Genomic DNA, 23,906 nt, shown 5'->3' with positions numbered 1-23,906 from the left:
CTATCCCGCTACCGGCAGGCGATAGCGATCGGGGCCAACCTGCACCTCCACGGTGCCGTCGCCGCGCTGGACACTGGCAGCGTCAGCGCCATCGGCGGTGACGAGCCCGCGTCCCGGCACCCCGAGTTCGAAGCGGCGGAAGCTGCCATCGGGGTGGCGCACGACGAGGAGCCGGGCATCGCCGCGCTCGGCACGCTCCATCGTGCAGTCCGGCGCGAACCCGGCGGCACCGCCCAGCGCGCACTCGACAGGCTGTCCCTGGGGGAGCGCCTCGCCGGAACTGCATCCACCGAGCAAGACAAAAGCCAGCAAAGCCGCTCTCACGAACGATCCTGCTCAATCTGGCTGACATCGCGCACGGCGCCGCGCGCCGCGCTGGTCGTCATCGCGGCATAGGCGCGCAGGGCCGGCGAAACCTTTCGCGGGCGCGGGGCGGCAGGGCGCCAATTCATCCTGGCGGCCCGGCGCGCGGCAAGCACGTCGTCGGCGACCGCCAGGTGGATGGTGCGGCCGGGAATATCGATGGCGATCATGTCGCCCTCTTCCACCAAGGCAATGGTGCCACCCTCCGCCGCCTCGGGGGAGACGTGGCCGATCGACAGCCCGCTCGTGCCGCCCGAAAACCGCCCGTCGGTCAACAGCGCGCAGTCCGCCCCCAGCCTCTTCGACTTGAGATAGCTGGTGGGATAGAGCATTTCCTGCATCCCCGGCCCGCCCTTGGGCCCTTCGTAGCGGATCACCACCACGTCACCCGCCACGATCCGGTCGGCGAGGATCGCCTCGACCGCGTCATCCTGACTTTCGAACACGCGCGCCGGGCCGGTGAACTTCAGGATGCTTTCGTCCACGCCAGCGGTCTTCACGATGCACCCGTCGCGGGCGATGTTGCCGTAGAGGACCGCGAGACCGCCGTCCTGACTGAAGGCATGGTCGCGGCTGCGGATCACGCCGTGCTGGCGATCGATGTCGAGCGCGTCCCAGCGGCGGCTCTGGCTGAAGGCGGTCTGGGTCGGCACACCGCCGGGCGCAGCCTTGTAGAATTGTTGCACCGCGGGGTTGTTCGTCAGGCGAATGTCCCAGTCCGCCAGCGCGTCGCCCATGGTGGGCGAGTGAACGGTGGGCAGCGCAGTGTGCAGCAGGCCGGCGCGGTCAAGCTCCCCCAGGATGGCCATGATGCCGCCTGCGCGGTGGACGTCCTCCATGTGGACGTCGCTCTTGGCCGGGGCGACCTTGGCGAGGCAGGGGACCTGGCGGCTGAGGCGGTCGATGTCGGCCATGGTGAAATCCACCCCGGCCTCGTGCGCGGCGGCGAGGAGGTGCAGCACGGTGTTAGTTGATCCACCCATGGCAATGTCGAGGCTCATGGCGTTCTCGAACGCCTCGAAACTTGCGATGGCGCGGGGCAGCACGCTTTCGTCGTCTTCCTCGTAATAGCGTTTCGCCAGCGTCACGACGAGCCGCCCCGCCCGCTCGAACAGGCCTTGCCGGTCGGAGTGCGTTGCAAGCTGCGAACCGTTGCCCGGCAGCGAGAGGCCCAGCGCCTCGGTAAGGCAATTCATCGAATTGGCAGTGAACATGCCCGAACAACTGCCGCAGGTCGGGCAGGCGTTGCGCTCGATCTCGGCGACTTCCTCATCGGAATAACGCTCATCCGCGGCGGCGACCATGGCGTCCACCAGGTCGAGCGCAACTTCCTTGCCCTTGAGGACAACCTTGCCCGCTTCCATCGGCCCGCCGGACACGAACACGCATGGCACGTTGAGGCGCATGGCGGCCATCATCATTCCGGGCGTGATCTTGTCGCAGTTGGATATGCACACCATCGCGTCGGCGCAGTGGGCATTGACCATGTATTCCACGCTGTCGGCAATCAGCTCGCGGCTCGGCAGGCTGTAAAGCATCCCGTCGTGGCCCATGGCGATACCGTCATCGACGGCGATGGTGTTGAATTCCTTGGCAACCCCGCCCGCGGCCTCCACCTGCCGGGCGACAAGCTGGCCAAGGTCTTTCAGGTGGACGTGGCCCGGCACGAACTGGGTGAAGCTGTTGACGATGGCGATGATCGGCTTGCCGAAATCGCCGTCCTTCATGCCGGTCGCGCGCCACAGGCCACGTGCGCCCGCCATGTTGCGGCCGTGAGTGCTGGTGCGGGAGCGATAGGCTGGCATGACCTCGCCCTAGCGAATGCGCCGGGCTTAGCGAAACAGGAAATGCTTTTCCGGCGAAAAGTGATCGACCGGCTAGGCGCTCTCCATCGCCAGCTTTACCCGCCCCGCCACGTCGGCCACGATCGCCGCCCAGCGCGCCTGTCCGCGTTCGTGCGCGATGAGGTCGTTGCGGATCTCGATGGCGCAATAGGGGCGACCATGCGCCTCGGCATGGCGGTTCATCGTGGCGTTGAGTTGCTTGCCCGAATAGGGCTCGTTGTCGCCCACCGTTATCCCCAGTTCTCCGAAGAGGCGGATGGCATGGCGCGCGGCGCGATCATCCTCGTTGTAAAGCAGGCCGATCTCCCACGGGCGCGCGGTCGGTGCGCTTTCAAGGCTGGCGGTGAAGCTGTGGATCGACAGGATCAGGCCGGGTTGGGCCTCGTCCAGCCAGCTTTCCATCGCGGCATGATAGGGGCGGTGATAGTCGGCGAGCCGCCTTTCGCGGCCGGCACCGATGTTGCCGGGGACAAGGATGCCGTCGCTGGTCGTGGGGATGAGGCCGCTTGAGTCCTCCTCCCGGTGCAGGTCGATTACAAGGCGGCTGACCTCGGCCAGCATGGCGGCGATGCCGTGGCTGCGAGCGAGCCGTTCGGTAACGCCGGCGGCGCCGATGTCCCAGGCGACGTGCTTCTCCATCGTTTCACGTGTTACGCCAAGGTCGATGCCGTCGGGCACCCGGTTGCTGGCGTGGTCGCAGACGGCCACGATGCCGCTGCGCTGGGCCTGCCCGATAAAGCGGGCGACTGGGTCGGTCATCGAAGGTTGCCTTTCATCTGCCACCACGCGCGCGGCATGGCCTGCGCTGCCGCGTCGCGCTGGCCGGCAGTGTCGAAGAGTGCAAAGCACGTTGCGCCCGAACCGGACATGCGGGCAAGCCAGGCGTCGGTGTCGCTCAGGGCGGCAAGGACATCGGCGATGACGGGGACACGTTGGATTGCCGGCGCTTCGAGGCCGTTGGTGCCGGCAAGCGCAATCTCGCGCACCGAGCCCTCGGGTAGCGGCCCATCGTCAACCCCGGACCAGGCAGCGAAGACCGGCCCGGTGGCGAGCGGCACACGCGGGTTGACGAGCAGGACGGGCATTCCGATCAGGTCGCTCTCCACGGGTTCCAGTTCGGTTCCGGTGCCGCGCCCGATGCAGGTGACGCTGTCGACGCAGGCCGGAACGTCGGCCCCCAGCCGCGCCGCACGCGTCCGCCAATCATCGGGCAGGCCGTGACGCTCGCGAACGATCCGAAACACCGCCCCCGCATCTGCCGAACCGCCACCAAGACCAGCCGCGACGGGCAGGTTCTTCTCAAGCGTGACCGCCAGTCCATCGGCCCGCGGCAAGGCGCCGAGCGCCCGCGCGACGATGTTATCGAACGGATTGTCGAGCGCGGAGGCGAATTCGCCCAGCACCTGCACGCTGTCTGTCTCGGCGTGACGCGAAGTTAGCACGTCGCCCGCATCTACGAAGGCGAACAGGGTTTCGAGTTCGTGATAACCATCCTCCCGCCGCCGCCGGACATGCAGCGCAAGGTTGATCTTGGCGTAGGCGGTCTCTCTCACATTCACTCGTCGTTGCGAGCAAAGCGAAGCGATCCGATGCGTCATCCGATACAGCTCTGGATTGCCGCATCGCTTGCGAATCCCCGCAATGACGAAATGGAAAACTCGCTCGCTACATGTTTGGATAATTCGGACCCCCGCCGCCTTCGGGTGTGGTCCACTCGATGTTCTGGTTGGGGTCCTTGATATCGCAGGTCTTGCAGTGGACGCAGTTCTGGCTGTTGATCTGGAACCTCGGCTCCTGCCCGTCCTCGACCAGCCATTCGTAGACGCCCGCCGGGCAATAGCGGGTCGAGGGGCCGGCGAAGACCTCCAGCTCGCTACGGCGCTGCAATTCGAGGTTGCAGACCTTGAGGTGGTTGGGCTGGTCCTCGGCGTGGTTGGTGAAGCTGTAGCTGACGCTGGTCAGCCGGTCGAAGCTCAGCTTGCCGTCCGGTTTGGGGTAGGCGATCGGCTTGTGCAGGTCAGCGCGCTGCAACTCCTCGTAGTCGCGGTGGTGCTTCATCGCCGGGGCGAGCGCCGCGCCCATGGTGCGCAGCCACATGTCCGCGCCCGCCAGCACGGTGCCAATATCGCCGCCGAATTTCGCCACCATGGGCTGCGCGTTCTGCACCTTTTTGAGCTCGGTCGCGATCCAGCTGTCGCGCACGGCCGCGTCGTAATCCATCAATTCGGTGTGCTCGCTGCCCGCCGCGAGGGCCGCGGCCACGCTTTCGGCGGCCAGCATTCCGCTTTTCATCGCGGTGTGGCTGCCCTTGATGCGCGGCACGTTCACAAATCCCGCCGCGCAGCCGATCAGCGCTCCGCCGGGGAAGGCGAGCTTGGGCACGGACTGCCAGCCGCCCTCGTTGATCGCTCGCGCGCCATAGGCCACGCGGGTGCCCCCTTCCAGATACTCGGCGATGGCCGGGTGGTGCTTCCAGCGCTGGAATTCCTGGAACGGGCTGACGTAGGGGTTCTTGTAATCGAGCGCAGTCACGAAGCCGACCGCGACCTGCCCGTTCGCCTGATGATAGAGGAAGCCGCCGCCCCAGGTGTCGCTTTCCGACAAGGGCCAGCCCTGCGTGTGGATCACCCGGCCCGGCACATGCTTGTCGACCGGAATGTCCCACAATTCCTTCACGCCGAGGCCGTAGACCTGCGGCTGGCAATCGGCCTCCAGATCGAAGCGGGCCTTCATCTGCTTGGTCAGGTTGCCGCGCGCGCCCTCTGCGAACAGGGTGTACTTGGCGCGGATTTCCATGCCCGGCTGGTAATCGTGCTTGTGGCTGCCATCCGCCGCCACGCCCATGTCCTGCGTGATGACGCCTTCCACCGCGCCGCTTTCGCCGACGATCACTTCGGACGCGGGGAAGCCGGGGAACACCATCACGCCCAGCGCCTCGGCCTGTTCGGCCAGCCAGCGCGCCAGGTTACCGAGCGAGCCGGTATAGCAGCCCTTGTTGCTCATCAGCGGGGGCATGAAGGCGTGGGGCAACCCCATCTTGCCGCCCTTGGTCAGCATCCAGTGCCAGTTGTCGGTAACGGGCACCTCCGCCATCGGGCAACCCTGGGTCCGCCATGCGGGCAGCAGTTCGTCCAGCGCCCTGGGATCGACAACCGCGCCCGACAGGATGTGCGCGCCGATCTCGCTGCCCTTTTCGAGCACCACGACTTCGAGCGCCTCGTCCAGCTGTTTCAGCCGGATTGCCGCCGCAAGACCCGCCACGCCGCCGCCGACGATCACCACGTCCGTCGGCATCGATTCCCGTTCACTCATCGCTTCGCCCTGTTTTGCGAGACATTCATGGCTTGGCACTTGCGTTGCGGGCACCGCTTGGTCAAGACCGGCAAAGGCCCCGGCATGGATAATCTCTCCGCCTTTTCCCTTGCAGATCGCTACTCAGCCGCACTCGACTGGTGGCGCGATGCGGGCGTGGACTGCGACTTCGCGGACGAGGTGCAGCCGTGGCTGGCTGTCGAGGATGATACGGCGCCCGAACAGGCGGCGCGGCCCGCCAAGCCAGAGCCGGCCCCTCACGTGCCTGCCGTGGCTGAGAGCGCCCTGCCCCACGAACTCGGCGCCTTCCGGGCATGGTGGACGGCGGCGGACAACCCCATTGTTTCCGGACCGTCGGCCCGCGTGTCGCCGCGGGGCGAAGCGGGGGCCCGGCTGCTCATGCTGGTTCCGATGCCGGAGGACGGCGACCGCGACAGGCTGCTCGCCGGGCCGCAAGGGGAAATGCTGGGCAACATCGCCAAGGCAATCGGCATCGCGCCAGACGCCGTCTATTACGCCGCCGCCCTGCCAGCCCACATGCCCCATCCCGATTGGGATGACCTGGCGCGTGAAGGGTTGGGCCTTGCCGTGCTGCGCCACATCGAACTCGCCCGGCCGGAGCGTGTGCTGGTCTTCGGCACGAAGCTGCCCGCACTCCTCGGCCACGCCGCATCGCCCGATACTTTGCGCGAGATCGCGGGCATACCCGCTCTCGCCACTTTCGCCCCCGAACGCCTGCTCGAACACAAGCGCCAGCGTGCTTTGTTGTGGGAGCGGCTGCAAAAATGGACCGCCATCTGATGCTTGATCGCACCCTTACCGCCCTTTCCCTGTCCCTGTCCGTCGCAGCGTTGGCCGTCGCGCCGGCCGGTGCGCAGGATACCCGCACCTACTACACCGCGCGCATCGCCCAGCCGGAAGTCCCCGCGGTGCTTTCCGCCAGCGATCGCGAGCTTTACGGCCAGCTGTTCCGCGCCATCGATGCGCAGCGTTGGCCCGAGGTCGAGCAGCTCATCGCCCAGCGACCTGACGGCCTGCTAACCGACGTGGCGCGTGCCGAGTACTACCTCCACGCCAACAGCCCCCGGGCAGAACTCTACGCCTTGCAGAACTGGTTGCAGACCGGCACCGATCTGCCGCAGGCGGCGCAGATCGGACGGCTTGCAGTCACGCGGGGGGCGACCAGCCAGCCTGCGCTGCCTTACCTGCGTGAAACCTACGCGCAGAACACGATGCCGCGCCGCACCCGCCCGCGCTCGATCAGCGATGGCACCATGCCGTCCGACATTGCCGCGAGCATCAACGATCGCATCGTCAACGACGATCCCGATGGCGCGCGACTGCTGCTCGACGGGGTCGATGCGCTGCTGAGTTCGGAGGCGCGTGCCGAGTGGCGGCAGAAAGTGGCATGGAGCTACTTCATCGAAAACCGCGATGCAGAGGCACTGGCCGTGGCCCAGACCGTGGGCGCGGGCAGCGGGCCCTGGGTGGCGGAAGGCGACTGGACGGTTGGGCTATCCGCCTGGCGGCAGGGCGACTGCCGCATGGCGGGGGACGCCTTTCAGCGCGCCGCCGCTGGCACATCCAACGCCGAGCTTCGCACCGCTTCGCTTTACTGGGCCGGTCGATCCGCCATGCGTTGCCGCCAGCCGGACCTTTCCGCGCGCCTGATGCACGATGCCGCCAGCGATGACCGCACTCTCTACGGTATGCTGGCGACCGAAAGCCTTGGGCGCCAGTTGCCCGAGCGTGTCGAGAACCCGGAGTTCACCAGCGCCGACTGGCAACAGGTCGGCAACATCCGCAACGTGCGCGTCGCGGTGGCCCTGACAGAGATCGGGCGCGACGGCCTGGGCAGCACGGTGCTTCAGCATCAGGCCCGCATCGGACAGCCGGGCGAGTATCAGCCGCTCACGCGCCTTGCCCGGGCGCTGGGTTATCCCCAGACGCAGCTCGCCCTCGCCTACAACGCGCCTAGTGGAGCCGAAGCGCACCCGGCGAGTTTCTATCCCGCACCAAAGTATGCCCCCTACAACGGCTGGCAGGTCGATCCCGCCCTCGCCTTCTCGCATATCCTGCAGGAAAGCGCCTTCCGCCCCAACGCCACCAGCCCGGCCAATGCCCAGGGGCTGATGCAGATTACGCCCATCACGGTGCGCCAGCACGCGCCCAGCCTGGGTCTGAGTGCCAGCGGCGTCGACATCTACGACCCCGCCACCAACCTCGCCTTCGGGCAGCAGAACCTCATCATGCTGCGCGACGATTCGACCACGCGCGGCCGCCTGCCGGTGATCATGGCCGCCTATAACGCCGGGATGACGCCGGTGCGCCGGTGGGAAGCGGAGGTGAACGATCAGGGCGACCCGCTGATGTACATGGAGGCGATCCCCTATTGGGAAACGCGCGAATACGTCTCCGTCGTGATGCGCAACTACTGGATGTACGAGCGGCAGGCGCGCGCTACCTCCGCCACGCGCATGGCACTGTCGCAGAACGGCTGGCCGCTGTTTCCGGATGGCCGCGCGCCGACGAGCGGCCGGGTCTACATGTCGACGGACTATTGATGTGGCGATCGACGAAAGCCGCACCTTTCGCCCCATCAACATCGCCCTGCTGACCGTCTCCGACACGCGCGGACCGGACGAGGATACCTCGGGCGACATCCTCGCCGATCGTATTCTCGCGGCCGGTCACGCGCTGGTGGACCGGTCGATCCTCAGGGATGACGCCGATCTCATCGCCGACCAGTTGCGGCGCTGGATCGATGATACGGGCGTGGACGCGGTTGTCTCAACCGGCGGCACCGGCCTGACCGGGCGTGACGTGACGCCCGAGGCGCTCGACCGGGTGAAGACAAAGGATATTCCCGGCTTCGGTGAACTGTTTCGCTGGGTAAGCTACCAGACCATCGGCACATCCACCGTGCAATCGCGCGCAGTCGCGGTGCTGGCCGAGGGCACCTACATCTTTGCCCTTCCGGGATCGAACGGCGCGGTAAAAGACGGGTGGGACAAGATCCTCTCCGAACAGCTCGACAGCCGCAATCGGCCTTGCAACTTCGTCGAACTGATGCCGCGCCTGAAGGAACGGTAAGGCTAGCCCTCGGCGGGTTCGTAGCAGGCCAGTTCCAGCCCTGCCGGATCCGTAAAGTGAAAGCGCCGGCCGCCGGGGTACGCGTAGATATCGACGGCGATTGTGCCGCCCGCGGCCACGACCTGCGCCCGCGCCGCCTCGATGGCATCCACGCGAATGACCGCCAGGATCGCGCGCGCCTGCTGCGTATCCGCAGTACCGTTCAATGCGAGCTGGCACGGCCCTTCCTCGTGCGCGGCATAGTCGGGCCCGTAGTGCGTGAAGCGCCAGCCAAAGGCCTTTTCGTCAAAAGCCACCTCTTGGGCCACCCGGCCTACAGGCATTTCGCAATAATCGAGTACCGCCATCGTAAATCTCCCGCTTGCCCCGACCGACATGTTTGTTCTATCTATGTTCTGCAATGGCAAGCCAATCCGCCCTTCGTGGACGCGGCGCGCAATCAGGCGCGGTGCCCCAGCGATTCGGGCTGGCCGACCGGCAGGCGGACGGTGACTGGCGCGATGCGATGGAGGCGCTGGATGGTCCGCCGGTCAAGCTGCGCACCACGGTAACGGAAGAGCATCCCAAGACGATACTCTCATTCAACCAGTCGCCGGACATCGCCTTCGATCGTTCGGTCAACGCCTATCGGGGGTGCGAGCATGGCTGCGTCTATTGCTTTGCCCGGCCCACGCATGCCTTTCATGATCTCTCCCCGGGCCTGGACTTCGAAACGAAGCTCTTCGCCAAACCCGATGCGGCGCGATTGCTGCGCGAAACGCTTGCGCGTCCGAAATACGTGCCCCGGCCGATTGCCATGGGCACCAATACCGATCCCTATCAGCCGATCGAAAATCGCTACCGCATCACGCGCGCATTGCTGGAGGTGTGCCTGGAGACGCGGCATCCGGTTACGATCACCACCAAGTCCGATCGGGTGCTGCGCGATCTCGACCTGCTGACGCGAATGGCCCGGTTGCGGCTGGTGGCCGTGGCGATCTCGGTCACCTCGCTCGACCCCGTGCTTTCGGGCAGGCTGGAGCCGCGCGCACCTTCGCCCGCGAAGCGCCTTGCCGCGCTCGGCCGGCTGGCGGAAGCGGGCATTCCCACGCACTGCTCCATTTCCCCGGTCATTCCGGCCATCACCGACGAATTCCTGGAGCAAATCATCGCCCGCGTTGCCGCGCTGGGGGTGCAGAGCTGCGGCTGGATCCCGTTGCGCCTGCCGCACGAGGTGGCGCCGCTCTTTCGTGAATGGCTGGCGGTGCATTACCCCGACCGCGCCGGAAAAGTCATGAGCATCGTCCGTTCGATCCGCAACGGGCGTGACAACGACCCCGGATATTTCACACGATTCAAGCCAGGCGGAGTATGGGCCGACCTTCTTCGCGCCCGCTTTCGGCTGGCCTGCCGCCGGGCCGGATTGCAGCGCATTTCGTTCGAACTCGACTGCGCCCGGTTCCGCCGACCGGAGCGCAACGGACAGATGATATTGTTATAATCTTCTTCGCTTTGGGAACACTTTGCTCTAGGTAGCGTCTCAGCTTTGACGTGCGCTCCGATCAGGCGGAGACGCGTGGGCGTTTACTGGTCCCGTGTGAATGAGGGGAATGCAAATGAAGAAACTTTTGATTGGGCTGATGTCAGCTTCCGCGCTGGTGTCGACGCCGGCGATGGCCGAAGATGGAGCCTTCTATATCGGTCTGGGCATGGGCGTTGGTGACGCGCAGCCGGAATTTGATGCCGGTGGTGGCGATTCCGTTGAATTCGACACCGATTACGGTTGGGTGGCCGAAGCGTTGCTCGGCTACGACCTCGGTATGGTTCGCCTTGAGGTTGAGGGCGGCTACCAGGATTTCGATCTCGACAGCTTTGATTCCGGCGATGTGACGATTCAGCGCAGCATCGCGGGTGACACTGTCACCGGCGTGTTCGATCCCGTCGATGGCAACATCAAGGTGTGGACCGGCATGTTCAATGCCCTGCTCGACTTCGGTGGCGAAGACAGCATTGGCGTCGCGCTGGGCGGCGGTGTCGGTATCGGCAACGTCGACTACAACAACGTCAGCGCATTCGCGAGCGGCCCGGGCTTCGTCAACGACAGCGACTCGCGTTTTGCCTGGCAGGCAATCGCGCAGGTTTACGCTCCGGTGACCGACAACATCGATGCCTCGATCAAGTACAAGTACCTGAACATCGACGGCGGGGACTACGTCGACCAGATCGGTCGTTCGTTCGAAGGCGAATTCGCCTCGCACGCGATCATCGGCAGCTTCATCTTCAACTTTGGCGGTGCGGATCCCGTCGTAGTGGCTCCCCCGCCGCCGCCGCCCCCGCCGCCGCCTCCCCCGCCGCCTCCCCCGCCGCCTCCCCCGCCGCCGGTGCAGCAGTGCAACACGGGCCCCTACATCGTGTTCTTCGATTGGGACCGTTCGGACATCACGCCGGAAGCCGCGACCGTGCTCAACTCGGCCGTGACCTCTTACCGTGACTGCGGCACCGCCCGCGTCATGCTCGCCGGTCACGCCGACCGCTCGGGCAGCACGCAGTACAACGTCGGCCTGTCCGAGCGTCGTAACGCTGCCGTGCGTGACTACATGACCGGCCGTGGCGTGCCCGCTGCCCGGATCAACAGCCAGGCGTTCGGCGAATCCCAGCCGCGCGTTGCCACCGCAGACGGTGTGCGCGAGCTGCAGAACCGCCGCGTGGAAGTGACCTACGGTCCCGGTTCGGGCAACTAAGCCCTAACCGCCGCAAGGCAAAAAGATCGGGCCGGGAGAGCAATCTCCCGGCCCTTCTTTTTGCCGATCGTGTTTCACGAGTAGCGCTCACCCGTTGCGCATTGTCCGCCAGGGTTTCCAAAGTCTGAGGACAACAGCGACGAACCCGAGCGGAGCGATCAAGCCAATCAAATCGCGGCGCATGAACATGCCCCAGCCCCACCATCCTGCGAAAGCGGCCAATAGAACTAATGCGGCAATTCGGATGAGCGATTGGCAAGTCATTGCGACCTCTCCAGCGTCGCCGTTCTCCCTACGCTGGCACTCAGCCGCTCATGCCGGTTGACCGCGTTATCGTGGCCTTCAATTTCGAAACCAGTGCGACTGCCCTTTTCGAATTGCCATTCACTGTCTTGCCCGCCCCAAGGGTGCGCCCGTCAAGCCACCAAGCGCAGATGGCCAGCTCCGCGGATCGGAGCGAGCTTGACTTGCGCAAGGCCAGCGATCTCGCCCAGCTTCTCCGCCACGTCGGTGCCAAGGGCAAAATCCCGCCCAAGCAATACCTGCGGTGCCTGCCCATCACCAAGATGCAGCCGCACCAGCACCTCGCCATACCCGGCACGGCCCTCGTCAAGCATCGCGCGCAAGGTGCCGATCGCTGTCATGTCGAGGACATCGGCGGTGAGTTGCATTCGCGCGGCGCTGGTCACATCGGCCAGCGGGCGCGCGCCCCGCACCGTGATGCGGGGCGGGTCCTCTGGGTTGGGCGCGTCCAGCTCCACGTTGAGCAGGACGCAGGTTCCGTCTGCTGCCCACCGCTGGAAGCTGTCGACCAACGCTTCTTCGAAACAGGCGGCGCTGAACTGGCCGGAGCTGTCGGAAAAATCGGCACGGATGAAGTCCGCCCCGCGCCGGGTGCGACCCTTGGTCACACTTTCGATCAGGGCCGCCATCACCGCGCTCTGCCGTCCGGCCACCCCGCCTTCCATCAGCGAGGCATAGCTGCGCGCGCCGTTGGCCTGCGCGATCATGCGGTATTCCTCCACCGGGTGCGCGGCGAAGTAGAACCCGAAGGTATCGCATTCCGCCTTCATCTGCTCGGGCCGGGTCCAAGGGTCGACGTCCTTCAGCTTAAGTGCGGGTTCGGCATGATCCTCCCCCCCAAACAGCGCAGCCTGCCCGCTCGCCTTTTCGCGGTTGGCCGCCTCGGCCACGGCCAGCAGCATATCGGCGTTGGCCAGAACGCGGGCGCGGTTGGCCTCCAGCTTGTCGAACGCGCCGGCACCGGCCAGCCCCTCGAGCTGCTTGCGGTTCATCGCCCCTGCGGGCAGTCGGCGGAATACGTCTTCCAGATCGACGAACGCACCTTGGGCCAGGCGCTCCTGCACGATGGTTTCCATCGCCTTCTCGCCCACGCCCTTGATCCCCGCGAGCGCGTAGCGAACTGCCCACCCCTCCTCCGTCTGTTCCACCGTGAACTCGGCTTCAGAGGCGTTGATATCGGGACCCAGCAAGGTCACGCCGCTCCGGCGCGCGTCATCCACGAACAGGGCGAGCTTTTCCGACTGGTGCATGTCGAAGCACATCGACGCGGCAAAGAATTCCTCGTGGTAGTGGGTCTTCACCCAGGCCGTCTGATAACTGAGCAGCGCGTAGGCGGCGGCGTGCGACTTGTTGAAGCCGTATCCTGCGAACTTGTCGATCAGGTCGAACAGCGTGTTCGCCTCGGACCGGGGGATCTGCGAAACCTGGGCGCAACCGTCGATGAAGCGCTGGCGCTGCGCATCCATCTCGGCCTGCACTTTCTTGCCCATGGCGCGGCGCAACAGGTCGGCATCGCCCAGCGAGTAGCCGGCAAGGATCTGCGCCGCCTGCATCACCTGTTCCTGGTAGACGAAAATGCCGTAGGTTTCGGCCAGGATGCCTTCCAGCTTGGGATGCGGAAATTCGATCGCGACTTCGCCCGCCTTGCGCTTGCCGAACAGCGGGATGTTGTCCATCGGGCCCGGGCGATAGAGCGAGACGAGGGCGATGATGTCTTCGAACTTGGTCGGTTTTACTGCCGTCAGCGTGCGGCGCATCCCTTCGGATTCGAGCTGGAACACGCCCACCGTGTCGCCCCGCTTCATCAGGTCGTAGACCGCCGGATCGTCCCAGGCGAGACGGTCCAGATCCACGGTGATCCCGCGCGCCGCCAGCAGGTCAACGGCCTTGCGCAGCACGGAAAGGGTCTTCAGGCCGAGGAAGTCGAACTTCACCAGGCCGCTGTCCTCGACATGCTTCATGTCGAACTGCGTCACCGGCATGTCGGAACGGGGATCGCGGTAGAGCGGAACCAGTTGCGAGAGCGGGCGGTCGCCGATCACCACGCCCGCGGCGTGGGTGGAGGAGTTTCGCGGGAAGCCCTCAAGCTGCATCGCCAGATCGACGAGGCGCTTCACCTCGCCGTCGTTCTCGTACTCGCGGCGAAAATCGCTGGCGCCGTTCAATGTGCGCGGCAAGGTCCAGGGGTCGGTGGGATGGTTGGGCACCATCTTGGTCAGGCGATCGACCTGCATATAGGGCATCTGCAGGATCCGGCCCGTATCGCGCAGAACCGCGCGCGCCTTCAGCTTGCCGAAGGTGATGATCTGGGCGACCTTGTCGTGACCGTAGCGTTGCTGCACGTAACGGATCACCTCCCCCCGGCGGGTTTCGCAGAAGTCGATGTCGAAGTCGGGCATGGACACGCGTTCCGGATTGAGGAAGCGTTCGAACAGCAGGCCGAGCCGCAGCGGATCGAGATCGGTGATCGTAAGCGACCATGCGACCAGGCTGCCTGCACCCGAACCGCGCCCCGGCCCGACCGGGATGCCTTCGTTCTTGGCCCACTTGATGAAGTCGGCAACGATCAGGAAGTAGCCGGGAAAGCCCATGCCGGCGATGACCTCGATCTCGAAATCCAGTCGCTCGGTGTAGGCGCGCAGGTCTTCGTCAGACAGCGTTGCATACCGCTCCAGCCGCGCGGCCAGCCCGCGCCTCGCATCTTCCGCCAGCATCCGCGCCTCGCCTTCCAGATCGCCGGCGAGGCTGGGCAGGATAGGCTTGCGCTTGGGCGGCGCAAAGGCGCAGCGTTGGGCGACGACGAGCGAATTGGCGGTTGCTTCGGGAAGGTCGGCGAACAATTCCTCCATCATCCGTGCCGACTTGACGAAGGTCTGCGGATTGGAACGCGGGCGCTCGGCACTGTCGACGTGGGTGGAGTGGGCAATGCACAGCATGGCATCGTGCGCGGCGTGCTGGTGCGGATCGGCGAAGTTGGCGGGGTTGGTGGCGACCAGTGGCAGGTCGAGCGCGTAGGCAAGGTCAATCAGGCCGGCCTCCGCCGCTTCCTCCACGCCATCACCCCGCCGCGCCAGTTCGACGTAGAGCCGGCCGGGAAACAGCGTGCCGAGATGCCGCGCGAACTCGTGCGCGCGCCTCTCCTTGCCATCCGCCAGCAGGCGGGTGACCGCGCCCTCCCCCGCGCCGGTCAACGCGATCAGGCCGTCGGTCCGCCCCTCCAGATCCGGCAACCGGACATGCGGTTCCTCGGTCAGCGGGCGCTCGAGGTGGGCCTTGCTGACCAGATGGCACAGGTTGTTCCACCCGTCATCGTCCTGAGCATAGAGCGGAAGATAGTCGACCGGCTCCGCGTTCCCGCGCGATACCCCGAGCAGGGTGCCGACGATCGGTTGCACGCCTTCTGCCTTGCAGGCGCTGGCGAACATGGTGCTGCCGTAAAGGCCGTTACGGTCGCAGATGGCGATGGCGGGGAAGCCCCGCTCCCGCGCCAGTTTGGCAATGGCCTTGGGATCGATCGCGCCTTCCAGCATCGAGTAGCTGGAGAAGACGCGCAACGGGATAAAGGGTGCAAAGGCCATGGCGCGCAATATGCGAACGGCGGGGGGATTCGCCAAGCGCTCAGGTGCCGCTGTCCCCCGTAGACGACTGCGCAATGCGCCGCCGCGTCTGGCGCACCTGCGACCATGCGCCCCAGACGATCAGCACCGCGAGGAATATCCACACCCACACCGGGATATTGCGCCCGGCGATGGCGAGGTAAAGGTAGGCGGACACGAAGAAGAACCCGGCCAGCATGGCCGGCAACACGGTGGATTGGCCGGCGCGCGCCCGCTTCACGATCCAGCCCACGCTCGCGAGGAAGAAGGGAATAGCGCCGACGTAGATTGCGCCAAATACCCACGGGTTGACGCCGTAATTCTCCCCAAGCGAGAGAAACCAGGCGGTCAGCCCTTCAAACATCAGGCGGCGGGGAAACCCTCTTGCGTGGCGAGGTCGGCGATTTCAGCGTAGGAATATTCGCGGTCACCGGCCTTCTGGATGTGATACTGGCTGCGTTCGCCCTCGGGCAGCATCATCACGAAGCGGATCATCTCGGCAAAGGTGCCCTTGCGCACACCCTTGGCCCCGTCGAGCACGCCGCCACCGTCATCGTTGCGGTGAAGCGAGGCGCGGTCATCCCACTGGATGCCCTCGCGGTGGGTATCGGCGGCGCGATAGGTGCTGGGGTGATCGGTCATCGAGCGTATTCTCCTTTTGCCGTTCAACGCGGCAGGTGCGTCAGGGTTTCTGCTCGATACGGCCTTCGTGCAGGACGACGACGCGGTCCATCTTCGCAGCGAGCACCTGGTTGTGCGTCGCCACCAGCGCGGCGCTGCCCTGTCCGCGCACTAAATCGAGGAATTCACCCAGCACGCGGTTGGAGGTCTTTTCGTCGAGATTGCCCGTCGGCTCGTCCGCCAGCACCAGCTGCGGCCGGTTGGCGAGCGCGCGGGCCACGGCAACGCGTTGCTGCTCGCCGCCCGAAAGCTGGCTCGGCCGGTGGGTCGTGCGGTGCGATAGGCCCAGCTTGCCCAGCAGTTCCTCCGCCCGGGCGGTGGCATCGCCGCGGCTCACGTCATGCAGCAGTTGAGGCAGGACCACGTTTTCCATCGCGGTGAAGTCAGGCAGCAGGTGATGGAACTGGTAGACGAAGCCGAGGTGATTCTTGCGCAGTTCCGTTCGGGCCGCGCTGTCGAGCGAGCTGGCGTCGATCCCGGCGATCTCGATCTTGCCGGAGAAGCCGCCTTCGAGCAGGCCGACCGCCTGCAACATCGTCGACTTGCCCGAACCGGACGGCCCCAGCAGAGCAACAATCTCGCCGGGCGCGATCGACAGGTCGACGCCGTTCAGGACGTCGATGGTGACCCCGCCCTGCTCGAAACTGCGGGCAAGGTTCGTCAGCCGTACGACCGGGGGAATGATCATGCCGTCACTCATACCGCAGCACCTCCACCGGATCGGTGTTCGACGCGCGGTAGGCGGGATACAGCGTTGCCAGGAACGACAGGCCCATGGCCATACCGGCGATCATCAGGATCTCGAAAGGATCGGTCTTGCTGGGCAGTTCGGTGAGAAAGCGGACCGAGGGATCCCACAGTTCCACCCCGAAGGCCGTGGACAGGAAGGTGACGATCCCGTTGCGGAAGAACAGCACCAGGAAGCCCAGCGCGAGGCCGGCAAAGGTGCCCAGCATTCCGATCACGCTGCCGGTGGTGACGAAGATCTTCATCAGGCTGCGGCGCGTGGCGCCCATCGTGCGGATGATGGCGATGTCGCGGGTCTTGGATCGCACCAGCATGACCAGCGAGGAAAGGATGTTGAACGCGGCGACCAGCACGATGATCGACAGCGCGAAGAACATCGCCACCCGCTCCACCTGAAGGGCTTCGAACAAGCTGGCGTTCATCTGCTGCCAGTTGGTCACCACGGCGCGGCCGGACAGGCGTTCGGTGATCGGCACCATGATCTCGTCGACCCGGTCGGGATCCTCTGTCTGCACCTCGATCATGCCGATGGCATCGCCCGTCAGCAGCAGCGTCTGCGCGTTGGGGATGGGCATGACGACGAAGCGTTCGTCAAAGTCGTACAGCCCCACCTCGAACACCGCGGTGACGGTATAGCCGATCTGGCGCGGGACTGTGCCGAAGGGCGTGGTGCGGCCCTGCGGGTTGATCACGGTCAGCGTCTCGCCCAGCCGGATGCCCAGGTTTTGCTGCAACCGGCTGCCGATGGCGACGTTCATCGAACCCTCTTGCAGGGTCGCGAGATCGCCGGCGATGACATTGGGGCGCAGGCGATCGATATCTGCCTGCGTGTTGCCGCGCACGAAGATCGCGTCGGCGCGGCCGTTGTAACTGCCCATCAGGGCCTGTTCGATCAACGGGCTGGCGCGGGTGACGCCGGGCGTCTGTTCGACATCGGCCAACACCTCCTGCCAGTTTTCCAGTCGCCCGCCGTAGGCCTGCACCACGGCATGGCCGTTCAGCCCGGTGATGCGGTCGAGCAGCTCGGCACGAAAGCCGTTCATCACGCTCATCACGATCACCAGCATGGCGACCGACAGCATGACCACGGTGATCGAGATACCCGCCACCAGCGCAATAACCGCCTCGCTTCGCCCGGGCAGCATATAGCGCTTGGCGATGGACCATTCGAAAGGGGAAAGGATCACGAGTGAGACAGGTTCCGGATGCGGCTTGGCGGGGCTTTAGGTAGGGCTACCTTGCCCTGCAATGAAAATCACGCAGGCTATCCGCTGCGCAGCGTCTGCACGCCCCAATCGCGTTCCAGCAGGTAGAGCACCAGCCGCGCCGCTTCCCCGCGGGCCGCGCCGTCCAGTCCGCCCTCGTTCTCCACCAGCAGCCGGGCGTCGTCGCTGGCCATCTGGATGAGGCGACTGACCTGTTCCAGGCTGGCGATGTTGAAGCCTTCCTCGCCGCTTTGCCGGGTGCCGAGCAATTCGCCGCCGCCGCGCAGGCGCAGGTCTTCCTCGGCGAGATGAAAACCGTCCTGGCTTTCGCGCATCAGGGCGAGGCGGGCCTTGCCGGTTTCGCTCAGTTCGGCGGACCGGAGCAACAGGCAGGTGGATTTTTCCGACCCCCGCCCTACCCGGCCCCGCAACTGGTGCAGCTGCGCGAGGCCGAAGCGTTCGGCCTGTTCGATCACCATCAGGGTTGCGTTGGGCACATCGACCCCGACTTCGATGACCGTGGTGGCGACCAGCAACTTTGCCCCGCCCGAGGCGAAACGTGCCATGCCAGCGTCCTTCAGCTCGGGCGCAAGCTGGCCATGAACCAGCACCACGTCCTGTCCGAAGCGGTGCTGAAGCGCGGCGTAGCGTGCCTCGGCAGCGGCAATGTCGGCGGCCTCGCTGTCGCTATCACGCACCATCGGGCAGACCCAGTAGGCCTGCTGCCCCGTCGCCATGTGCCGTTCGACCGCGCCGACGATATCCTCCATCCGGTCCACCGGCAGCACGCGGGTGTCGATCGGCTGGCGGCCCGGCGGCATTTCGTCGAGCCGGCTCACCTCCATTTCCCCATACTGCGCCAGCGTCAGCGTGCGGGGGATGGGCGTGGCGGTCATGGCCAGGGTGTGCGGTGTCACCCGCCCCTTCTGCGTCAGCATCAGCCGCTGGCCGACGCCGAAGCGGTGCTGTTCGTCGATCACCACCAGGCCCAGGTTGCGGTAGGCGACCTTATCCTGGAAAATGGCGTGGGTGCCCACCACGATGGGGATGGAACCGTCGAGTAGGCCCATCAGGATCGATTCGCGCGCGCGGCCCTTGTCGCGCCCGGTGAACAGGGCGATCTCCACGCCCGTGGGCGCCAGCATCCGGCGTAACGTCTCGTAATGCTGGCGGGCAAGCAGCTCGGTGGGGGCCAGCAAGGCCGCCTGCGCGCCCGCCTCCACCGCGACCAGCATGGCCTCCAGCGCCACCACCGTCTTGCCCGCGCCGACATCGCCTTGCAGCAGCCGCAGCATGGGGTGCGCCTGCGCCATGTCTCCGGCGATTTCCTCGATGCTGCGCGCCTGTGCCCCGGTGAGCGGGAACGGCAGTTGCAGCCGCTCGCGCAGCCGCCCGTCGCCTTGCAGGCTTTGTCCGCGCCGTTGCCGGTTCTGCTGGCGCACCAGCATCAGCGCGAGGGCATTGGCGAAAAGCTCGTCGTAGGCCAGCCGGTCGCGGGCCTTGGCATCCTCCCCCCGGTGCGCGGCGACCAGTGCTTCGCGCCAATCGGGCCAGCCGTCACGCGCCAGCACGGAAGGCTGAATCCACTCGGGCAGTTCCGGCGCGCGGCCGATCGCCTGGTCCACCAGCTTGCCCATCAGCGGCTGGGTCAGCCCTTCCGACAGGCGATAGACGGGTTCGGTCAACTGCCCCATCATCGCTTCGCTGCTTTCCGCCACGTGATCCGGGTGGACGATCTGCAGCATCTGGTCGTACTGATCGAGCCGGCCCGCCACCCACCGCCGCGCGCCGACCGGCAGGGTCTTCTTCGCCCCGAAGGCCGCCTTTCCGAAATAGGTAAGCGCGCACACGTTGCCCACCGCGTCATGCGCCAGCACACGATAGGGGCCGCGCTGCGATCGGCCTGCGCGATGCTCCGCCACCGTCAGCGGCACGACGACCTGCTCGCCCACGCTGGCCGCATCGAGATCGGGCACCGCGCGCCGCGTCACGAAGCGTTCCGGCAGGTGGAACAGCACGTCGCGCACCCGCTCCATCCCCAGCTTGGTCAGCGGCTTCCTCAGCTTGGGGCCGACCCCGTCCAGGCTGCCTGTCTCGGCGAACAGCGGGTTGAGAATTTCCGGACGCATCGCGCCGCCCTAGCGCAATGCGCCGCTTGCCGGTAGGAGGCGCGGCCATGTCGTCCACGGACCTTACCCGCCGCCTCGCCCGCGCCAAATTCCGCGCTTGGCATCGCGGCACCCGCGAGGCGGATTACACCTTTGGCTGCTTCTTCGACACCTACCACGCCGAATGGGAAGAGGCCGAGCTGGCCTGGTTCGAGGCGCTGCTGGAACACGAGGATCCCGACGTGCTGGCCTGGACCATGGGCACCGCCCCGCCGCCCGAACCCATGCAGGGTGCCCAAATGGAGGCCTTGCTTCGGCTGGACTACGTGCGCATCTAGCGCAGACGAAAATCAGCCCTCACCCCCTCTCCGGATCGGAAAGGGGGCTTTCGCGTTGCCGGATTGAACCATCCCATGCCCGACCTTTCCCGCATTCTTTCCGCCCGGCAATCGCTCACCCTCGCCCAGGTGGCGCGCGGCGCGCAGCCGCTGGTCATGGCGGACCTCGCCCGCGCTGCGAAGGGGCGCGCCGTGTTCGTGGTGGCGGACGATGCGGCGATGTATTCCGTGGCAGAGGCCGCACGTTTCTTCGCGCCGGAATTGCAGGTAATCGAATTCCCCGCGTGGGATTGCCTGCCCTATGACCGCGCCAGCCCCGCCCTGTCGGTCAGCGCGGCACGGCTTTCGGCCCTTTACCAGTTGCAGGCGGGCAAGGCCGGGACGCAGCTGCTCGTCACCACGGTCAACGCCCTGCTCCAGCGCGCGCTGACGCCGTTCCGCATCCGCGAATCGGTGCGCGAGTTCAAGGTCGGCACCGTGATCGGCCACGAGAGCCTTGCCGCGCTGCTGCGGCGGCATGGTTACACCCGCGTGGACACCGTGGTCGACACGGGCGAATTCGCCATGCGCGGATCCATCGTAGACATCTATCCCAGCGGGCTGGAAGCCGGCCTCAGGCTGGATTTCTTCGGTGACGAGCTGGAAAGCCTGCGCCTTTTCGATCCCGGCACCCAGCGCACCACCGGCGTAATCGAGCAGCACCTGCTGCTGCCCGCCAGCGAGGCCCTGCTGGACGACGACAGCATCAAGCGGTTCCGCAGCCGTTACCGCGAAAAGTTCGGTGCCGATGCCACCCAGGATCCTCTTTACGAGGCGGTCAGCGACGGGCGCCGGCTGGCGGGCATGGAACACTGGCTGCCGCTGTTCGAGGACAAGCTGGCCACGCTGTTCGATCACCTCGGCAAGGATGACGTGGTGGTGATCGACAACGCCGCCATGGCCGCGGGCGACGAGCGGCTTACCGACATTGCCGATTACTTCCGCCAGCGCGGGGAGATCACCGGGCAGAAGAAGGGCAGCTACCGCCCTCTCGACCCTGCGCAGCTCTACCTGACCGACAAGGAGTTCCGCGCCGCGCTGGCCGGTTGGCCGATTCACCGCGCCAACATTTTCGACGAGCCCGAGAGCGACACGGTCATCGACTTCGGCTTCCGCTCGGCGCGCGATTTCACGCCCGAACGATCGCAGTCTGCCAATGTCTACGAAGCTGCTGCTGCTTACCTGAAGGCGGTGGGCAAGTCCGGAAAGCGTCCGCTGCTGGCGGCTTACACCAAGGGCTCGCTCAGCCGCATCGCCTCCATCATCGGTGAGGCCGGCACCAAGGTCGTCACCGTCGACAGCTGGCAGGAGGCGCTCGGCAAGGCCGCAAACGGCACGACCGCCGCCATGGTGCTGCCGCTCGATACCGGCTTCGCCAACGACGAGATGGAGCTGATTACCGAGCAGGACCTGCTCGGCGACCGCCTCGTTCGCAGGCGCCGCAAGAAGAAGGACGCCGACGCGTTCCTGGCCGAGTTGCAGGCCCTGACCGCGGGCGACCTGGTGGTCCACGTCGATCACGGCATCGGCAAGTATATCGGCCTCGAACCCGTGCCTGTCGGACAGAGCCAGCACGATTGCGTGATGCTGGAGTACAGGGGCGGCGACAAGCTGTTCATCCCGGTCGAGAACATCGACGTCCTCAGCCGCTACGGCAGCAGCGAAGAGGCCGTGGTGCTCGACAAGCTGGGAGGCGAGGCCTGGCAGCGCCGCCGTGCCCGCCTGAAAGAACGCATCCGCGAGATCGCCGGCGAGCTGATGCGCGTCGCCGCCACGCGCGCGCTTCGCAGGGCCCCCGTTCTCGCCGCCGACGAAAGCAGCTACGGCCAGTTCCTCGACCGTTTCCCGTGGGAGGAGACGGAGGATCAGGAAGCCGCGATCTCGGACGTTCTGGGCGACCTTGAAAGCGGCCACCCGATGGATCGTCTGGTGTGCGGCGACGTGGGCTTCGGCAAGACGGAGGTGGCCCTGCGCGCCGCTTTCGTCGCCGCGATGAACGGCCAGCAGGTGGCGGTCGTCGCGCCCACCACCCTGCTCGCGCGCCAGCACTTCCAGAATTTTAGCCAGCGCTTCGCCGGCTTCCCGCTCAACGTCGGTCGCCTCAGCCGCCTGGTTCCCGCTGCCGAGATGAAGGCCACCCGCGATGGGCTGGCTTCGGGCGACATCGACGTGGTGATCGGCACCCATGCGATCCTGTCGAAGAGCACCAGTTTTAAGAACCTGGCTTTGGTAATCGTAGACGAGGAGCAGCGTTTCGGCGTCACGCACAAGGAAAAGCTGAAGCAGCTGCGCGCCGACGTCCACGTGCTGACGCTGACCGCCACGCCCATCCCGCGCACATTGCAGATGGCCATGAGTGGCCTACGCGAGCTTTCCACCATCAAGACCCCGCCGGTCGATCGCCTGGCCGTGCGGACCTACGTGATGGAATGGGACGACATGGTGATCCGCGAGGCGCTGCTGCGCGAGCATCATCGCGGCGGGCAGAGCTTCATCGTCGTGCCGCGCATCTCGGACATGGAACAGGTCGAAGGCTGGCTGCGCGAATTCGTGCCCGAGGTGAAATCCGTCTCTGCCCACGGGCAGATGTCGCCTGGCGAGATCGAGGAGCGGATGAGCGCGTTCTACGAAGGCAAATACGAGGTGCTGCTGTCCACCACCATCGTCGAAAGCGGGCTGGACCTGCCCAGCGCCAACACCATCATCATCCACCGTGCCGACCGCTTCGGCCTCGCCCAGCTCTATCAGTTGCGCGGGCGCGTGGGCCGCGCCAAGATCCGCGCCTACGCCTACCTCACCACGCCCGCCGACTCCCAGCGAAGCGAGATTGCGGAAAAGCGCTTGAAGGTTCTTGGCGACCTCGACAGCCTGGGGGCCGGTTTCCAGCTCGCCAGCCACGACCTGGACATTCGCGGCGCGGGCAACCTGCTGGGTGACGAACAGTCGGGCCACATCAAGGAGGTCGGCTTCGAACTCTACCAGTCCATGCTGGAAGACGCGATTTTGGCGGCCAAGGCGGGCGATGCCGGTATCGATACCGATCGCCGCGGCCTCAGCCCGCAGATCACCGTCGATGCGCCGATCATGATCCCGGAAGAGTACGTTCCCGACCTGGCCGTGCGCATGGCGCTCTACCGCCGCCTCAACGAGACGCAGGACCAGGCCGAGATAGAGGGGCTGGCGGCCGAGATGATCGACCGGTTCGGCGAATTGCCGCAGCCAACGAAAAACCTCATCCGCCTGATCGAGATCAAGGCGCAGGCCGTGGGCGCGTGCGTTGCCAAGATGGATGTCGGCGCGCGCGGCACGCTCGTCACCTTCCACGAAGACCGCTTCCCCGATCCCGCCGGCCTTATCGCCTATGTCGAGCGTTTGAACGAGGGCCGCCCCGACAGCGCCAAGCTGCGCCCCGACATGAAGCTGCAGATCAATCGCGCATGGGGCGATCCGCAGAGCCGCCTGAACGGGCTGTTCCAGCTGACCAAGGGCCTGTCCGGCATCGTGCAGCGGGCGGAGAAAAAGAAAGCGGCATAGAGGGCATAGAGGCTTGTCAATTC

Annotated in this window: 19 protein-coding genes; 7 read left to right on the top strand and 12 right to left on the bottom strand. The window is 65.9% G+C overall.

What is annotated here, in order from left to right:
- From GRI62_RS05300 to GRI62_RS05280, 5 genes are all read right to left on the bottom strand, one after another.
- Positions 1 to 324 (bottom strand): hypothetical protein, encoded by a 324-nt coding sequence (locus GRI62_RS05300; RefSeq protein ID WP_131452339.1) that lies wholly within the window; start codon positions 322 to 324, stop codon positions 1 to 3.
- Positions 321 to 2,168 carry a dihydroxy-acid dehydratase gene (gene ilvD, locus GRI62_RS05295; RefSeq protein ID WP_131452338.1) on the bottom strand — a complete coding sequence of 616 codons (1,848 nt, stop codon included), beginning with the start codon at positions 2,166 to 2,168 and terminating at the stop codon, positions 321 to 323. The genes GRI62_RS05300 and ilvD overlap by 4 nt, the downstream gene beginning before the upstream one ends.
- Before the next feature lie 72 nt (positions 2,169 to 2,240).
- The gene (locus GRI62_RS05290; RefSeq protein ID WP_131452337.1) at positions 2,241 to 2,966 is read right to left on the bottom strand and encodes an N-formylglutamate amidohydrolase; all 726 of its coding nucleotides are present in this window, start codon (positions 2,964 to 2,966) and stop codon (positions 2,241 to 2,243) included.
- Positions 2,963 to 3,766 (bottom strand): 4-(cytidine 5'-diphospho)-2-C-methyl-D-erythritol kinase, encoded by an 804-nt coding sequence (locus tag GRI62_RS05285; protein ID WP_444541738.1) that lies wholly within the window; start codon positions 3,764 to 3,766, stop codon positions 2,963 to 2,965. The genes GRI62_RS05290 and GRI62_RS05285 overlap by 4 nt, the downstream gene beginning before the upstream one ends.
- Before the next feature lie 106 nt (positions 3,767 to 3,872).
- Positions 3,873 to 5,519 (bottom strand): electron transfer flavoprotein-ubiquinone oxidoreductase, encoded by a 1,647-nt coding sequence (locus GRI62_RS05280; RefSeq protein ID WP_131452335.1) that lies wholly within the window; start codon positions 5,517 to 5,519, stop codon positions 3,873 to 3,875.
- Positions 5,520 to 5,603: 84 nt separating this feature from the next.
- On the opposite strand from GRI62_RS05280, the gene GRI62_RS05275 reads away from it, so the two are divergent.
- Genes GRI62_RS05275 through moaB form a run of 3 tightly spaced genes read left to right on the top strand, consistent with a single transcriptional unit; the run spans position 5,604 to position 8,612 of the window.
- Positions 5,604 to 6,320 carry a uracil-DNA glycosylase family protein gene (locus GRI62_RS05275; RefSeq protein ID WP_131452334.1) on the top strand — a complete coding sequence of 239 codons (717 nt, stop codon included), beginning with the start codon at positions 5,604 to 5,606 and terminating at the stop codon, positions 6,318 to 6,320.
- Complete coding sequence (locus GRI62_RS05270; RefSeq protein ID WP_234027373.1) at positions 6,305 to 8,083, top strand: lytic transglycosylase domain-containing protein; 1,779 nt, start codon at positions 6,305 to 6,307, stop codon at positions 8,081 to 8,083. The genes GRI62_RS05275 and GRI62_RS05270 overlap by 16 nt, the downstream gene beginning before the upstream one ends.
- 1 nt (position 8,084) lies before the next feature.
- On the top strand, positions 8,085 to 8,612 hold the full coding sequence (moaB, locus tag GRI62_RS05265; protein WP_131452333.1) for a molybdenum cofactor biosynthesis protein B: 528 nt from the start codon (positions 8,085 to 8,087) through the stop codon (positions 8,610 to 8,612).
- A 2-nt stretch (positions 8,613 to 8,614) separates the two neighbouring features.
- On the opposite strand, the gene GRI62_RS05260 is transcribed toward moaB, so the two are convergent.
- Positions 8,615 to 8,959, bottom strand: a complete 345-nt coding sequence (locus GRI62_RS05260; RefSeq protein ID WP_131452332.1) for a VOC family protein — start codon at positions 8,957 to 8,959, stop codon at positions 8,615 to 8,617.
- Positions 8,960 to 9,012: 53 nt separating this feature from the next.
- On the opposite strand from GRI62_RS05260, the gene GRI62_RS05255 reads away from it, so the two are divergent.
- A complete protein-coding gene (locus GRI62_RS05255; protein ID WP_131452331.1) occupies positions 9,013 to 10,092 on the top strand; it encodes a PA0069 family radical SAM protein in 1,080 nt (359 codons plus the stop codon).
- A gap of 115 nt (positions 10,093 to 10,207) precedes the next feature.
- Positions 10,208 to 11,332, top strand: coding sequence for an OmpA family protein (locus GRI62_RS05250; protein WP_131452330.1), 1,125 nt, complete (start codon positions 10,208 to 10,210; stop codon positions 11,330 to 11,332).
- Positions 11,333 to 11,748: 416 nt separating this feature from the next.
- On the opposite strand, the gene dnaE is transcribed toward GRI62_RS05250, so the two are convergent.
- From dnaE to recG, 6 genes are all read right to left on the bottom strand, one after another.
- Entirely contained in the window at positions 11,749 to 15,213 is a 3,465-nt protein-coding gene (gene dnaE, locus GRI62_RS05245; protein WP_131452329.1) for a DNA polymerase III subunit alpha, read from the bottom strand.
- A 40-nt stretch (positions 15,214 to 15,253) separates the two neighbouring features.
- Positions 15,254 to 15,595 carry a hypothetical protein gene (locus GRI62_RS05240; protein WP_131452328.1) on the bottom strand — a complete coding sequence of 114 codons (342 nt, stop codon included), beginning with the start codon at positions 15,593 to 15,595 and terminating at the stop codon, positions 15,254 to 15,256.
- Positions 15,595 to 15,873, bottom strand: a complete 279-nt coding sequence (locus GRI62_RS05235; protein WP_131452327.1) for a hypothetical protein — start codon at positions 15,871 to 15,873, stop codon at positions 15,595 to 15,597. Before GRI62_RS05235 ends, GRI62_RS05240 begins: the two co-directional genes overlap by 1 nt.
- Positions 15,874 to 15,913: 40 nt before the next feature.
- On the bottom strand, positions 15,914 to 16,612 hold the full coding sequence (locus GRI62_RS05230; RefSeq protein ID WP_188669333.1) for an ABC transporter ATP-binding protein: 699 nt from the start codon (positions 16,610 to 16,612) through the stop codon (positions 15,914 to 15,916).
- Positions 16,605 to 17,846, bottom strand: coding sequence for a lipoprotein-releasing ABC transporter permease subunit (locus GRI62_RS05225; protein WP_131452326.1), 1,242 nt, complete (start codon positions 17,844 to 17,846; stop codon positions 16,605 to 16,607). The genes GRI62_RS05230 and GRI62_RS05225 overlap by 8 nt, the downstream gene beginning before the upstream one ends.
- Positions 17,847 to 17,923: 77 nt before the next feature.
- Positions 17,924 to 19,993, bottom strand: a complete 2,070-nt coding sequence (gene recG, locus GRI62_RS05220) for an ATP-dependent DNA helicase RecG (protein WP_131452325.1) — start codon at positions 19,991 to 19,993, stop codon at positions 17,924 to 17,926.
- A gap of 47 nt (positions 19,994 to 20,040) precedes the next feature.
- Between recG and GRI62_RS05215 the strand changes: the two genes are divergently transcribed.
- Together GRI62_RS05215 and mfd are read left to right on the top strand one after the other, a co-directional pair.
- Positions 20,041 to 20,310, top strand: a complete 270-nt coding sequence (locus tag GRI62_RS05215) for an FAD assembly factor SdhE (RefSeq protein ID WP_131452324.1) — start codon at positions 20,041 to 20,043, stop codon at positions 20,308 to 20,310.
- A 75-nt stretch (positions 20,311 to 20,385) separates the two neighbouring features.
- Positions 20,386 to 23,883, top strand: coding sequence for a transcription-repair coupling factor (mfd, locus tag GRI62_RS05210; RefSeq protein WP_131452323.1), 3,498 nt, complete (start codon positions 20,386 to 20,388; stop codon positions 23,881 to 23,883).
- Positions 23,884 to 23,906: the final 23 nt, after the last annotated feature.

The sequence above is a fragment of the Aurantiacibacter arachoides genome, assembly GCF_009827335.1.
GTDB lineage: Bacteria > Pseudomonadota > Alphaproteobacteria > Sphingomonadales > Sphingomonadaceae > Alteraurantiacibacter > Alteraurantiacibacter arachoides.
This window is presented reverse-complemented; position numbering and strand designations above follow the sequence as displayed.

Coding starts and splice junctions, on each gene's coding strand:
- ilvD (WP_131452338.1), bottom strand. CDS start 2,168: ATGCCAGCCTATCGCTCCCGCACCAGCACTCACGGCCGCAACATGGCG.
- GRI62_RS05290 (WP_131452337.1), bottom strand. CDS start 2,966: ATGACCGACCCAGTCGCCCGCTTTATCGGGCAGGCCCAGCGCAGCGGC.
- GRI62_RS05280 (WP_131452335.1), bottom strand. CDS start 5,519: ATGAGTGAACGGGAATCGATGCCGACGGACGTGGTGATCGTCGGCGGC.
- GRI62_RS05275 (WP_131452334.1), top strand. CDS start 5,604: ATGGATAATCTCTCCGCCTTTTCCCTTGCAGATCGCTACTCAGCCGCA.
- GRI62_RS05270 (WP_234027373.1), top strand. CDS start 6,305: ATGGACCGCCATCTGATGCTTGATCGCACCCTTACCGCCCTTTCCCTG.
- GRI62_RS05260 (WP_131452332.1), bottom strand. CDS start 8,959: ATGGCGGTACTCGATTATTGCGAAATGCCTGTAGGCCGGGTGGCCCAA.
- GRI62_RS05255 (WP_131452331.1), top strand. CDS start 9,013: ATGGCAAGCCAATCCGCCCTTCGTGGACGCGGCGCGCAATCAGGCGCG.
- GRI62_RS05250 (WP_131452330.1), top strand. CDS start 10,208: ATGAAGAAACTTTTGATTGGGCTGATGTCAGCTTCCGCGCTGGTGTCG.
- dnaE (WP_131452329.1), bottom strand. CDS start 15,213: ATGGCCTTTGCACCCTTTATCCCGTTGCGCGTCTTCTCCAGCTACTCG.
- GRI62_RS05240 (WP_131452328.1), bottom strand. CDS start 15,595: ATGTTTGAAGGGCTGACCGCCTGGTTTCTCTCGCTTGGGGAGAATTAC.
- GRI62_RS05235 (WP_131452327.1), bottom strand. CDS start 15,873: ATGACCGATCACCCCAGCACCTATCGCGCCGCCGATACCCACCGCGAG.
- GRI62_RS05230 (WP_188669333.1), bottom strand. CDS start 16,612: ATGAGTGACGGCATGATCATTCCCCCGGTCGTACGGCTGACGAACCTT.
- recG (WP_131452325.1), bottom strand. CDS start 19,993: ATGCGTCCGGAAATTCTCAACCCGCTGTTCGCCGAGACAGGCAGCCTG.
- GRI62_RS05215 (WP_131452324.1), top strand. CDS start 20,041: ATGTCGTCCACGGACCTTACCCGCCGCCTCGCCCGCGCCAAATTCCGC.
- mfd (WP_131452323.1), top strand. CDS start 20,386: ATGCCCGACCTTTCCCGCATTCTTTCCGCCCGGCAATCGCTCACCCTC.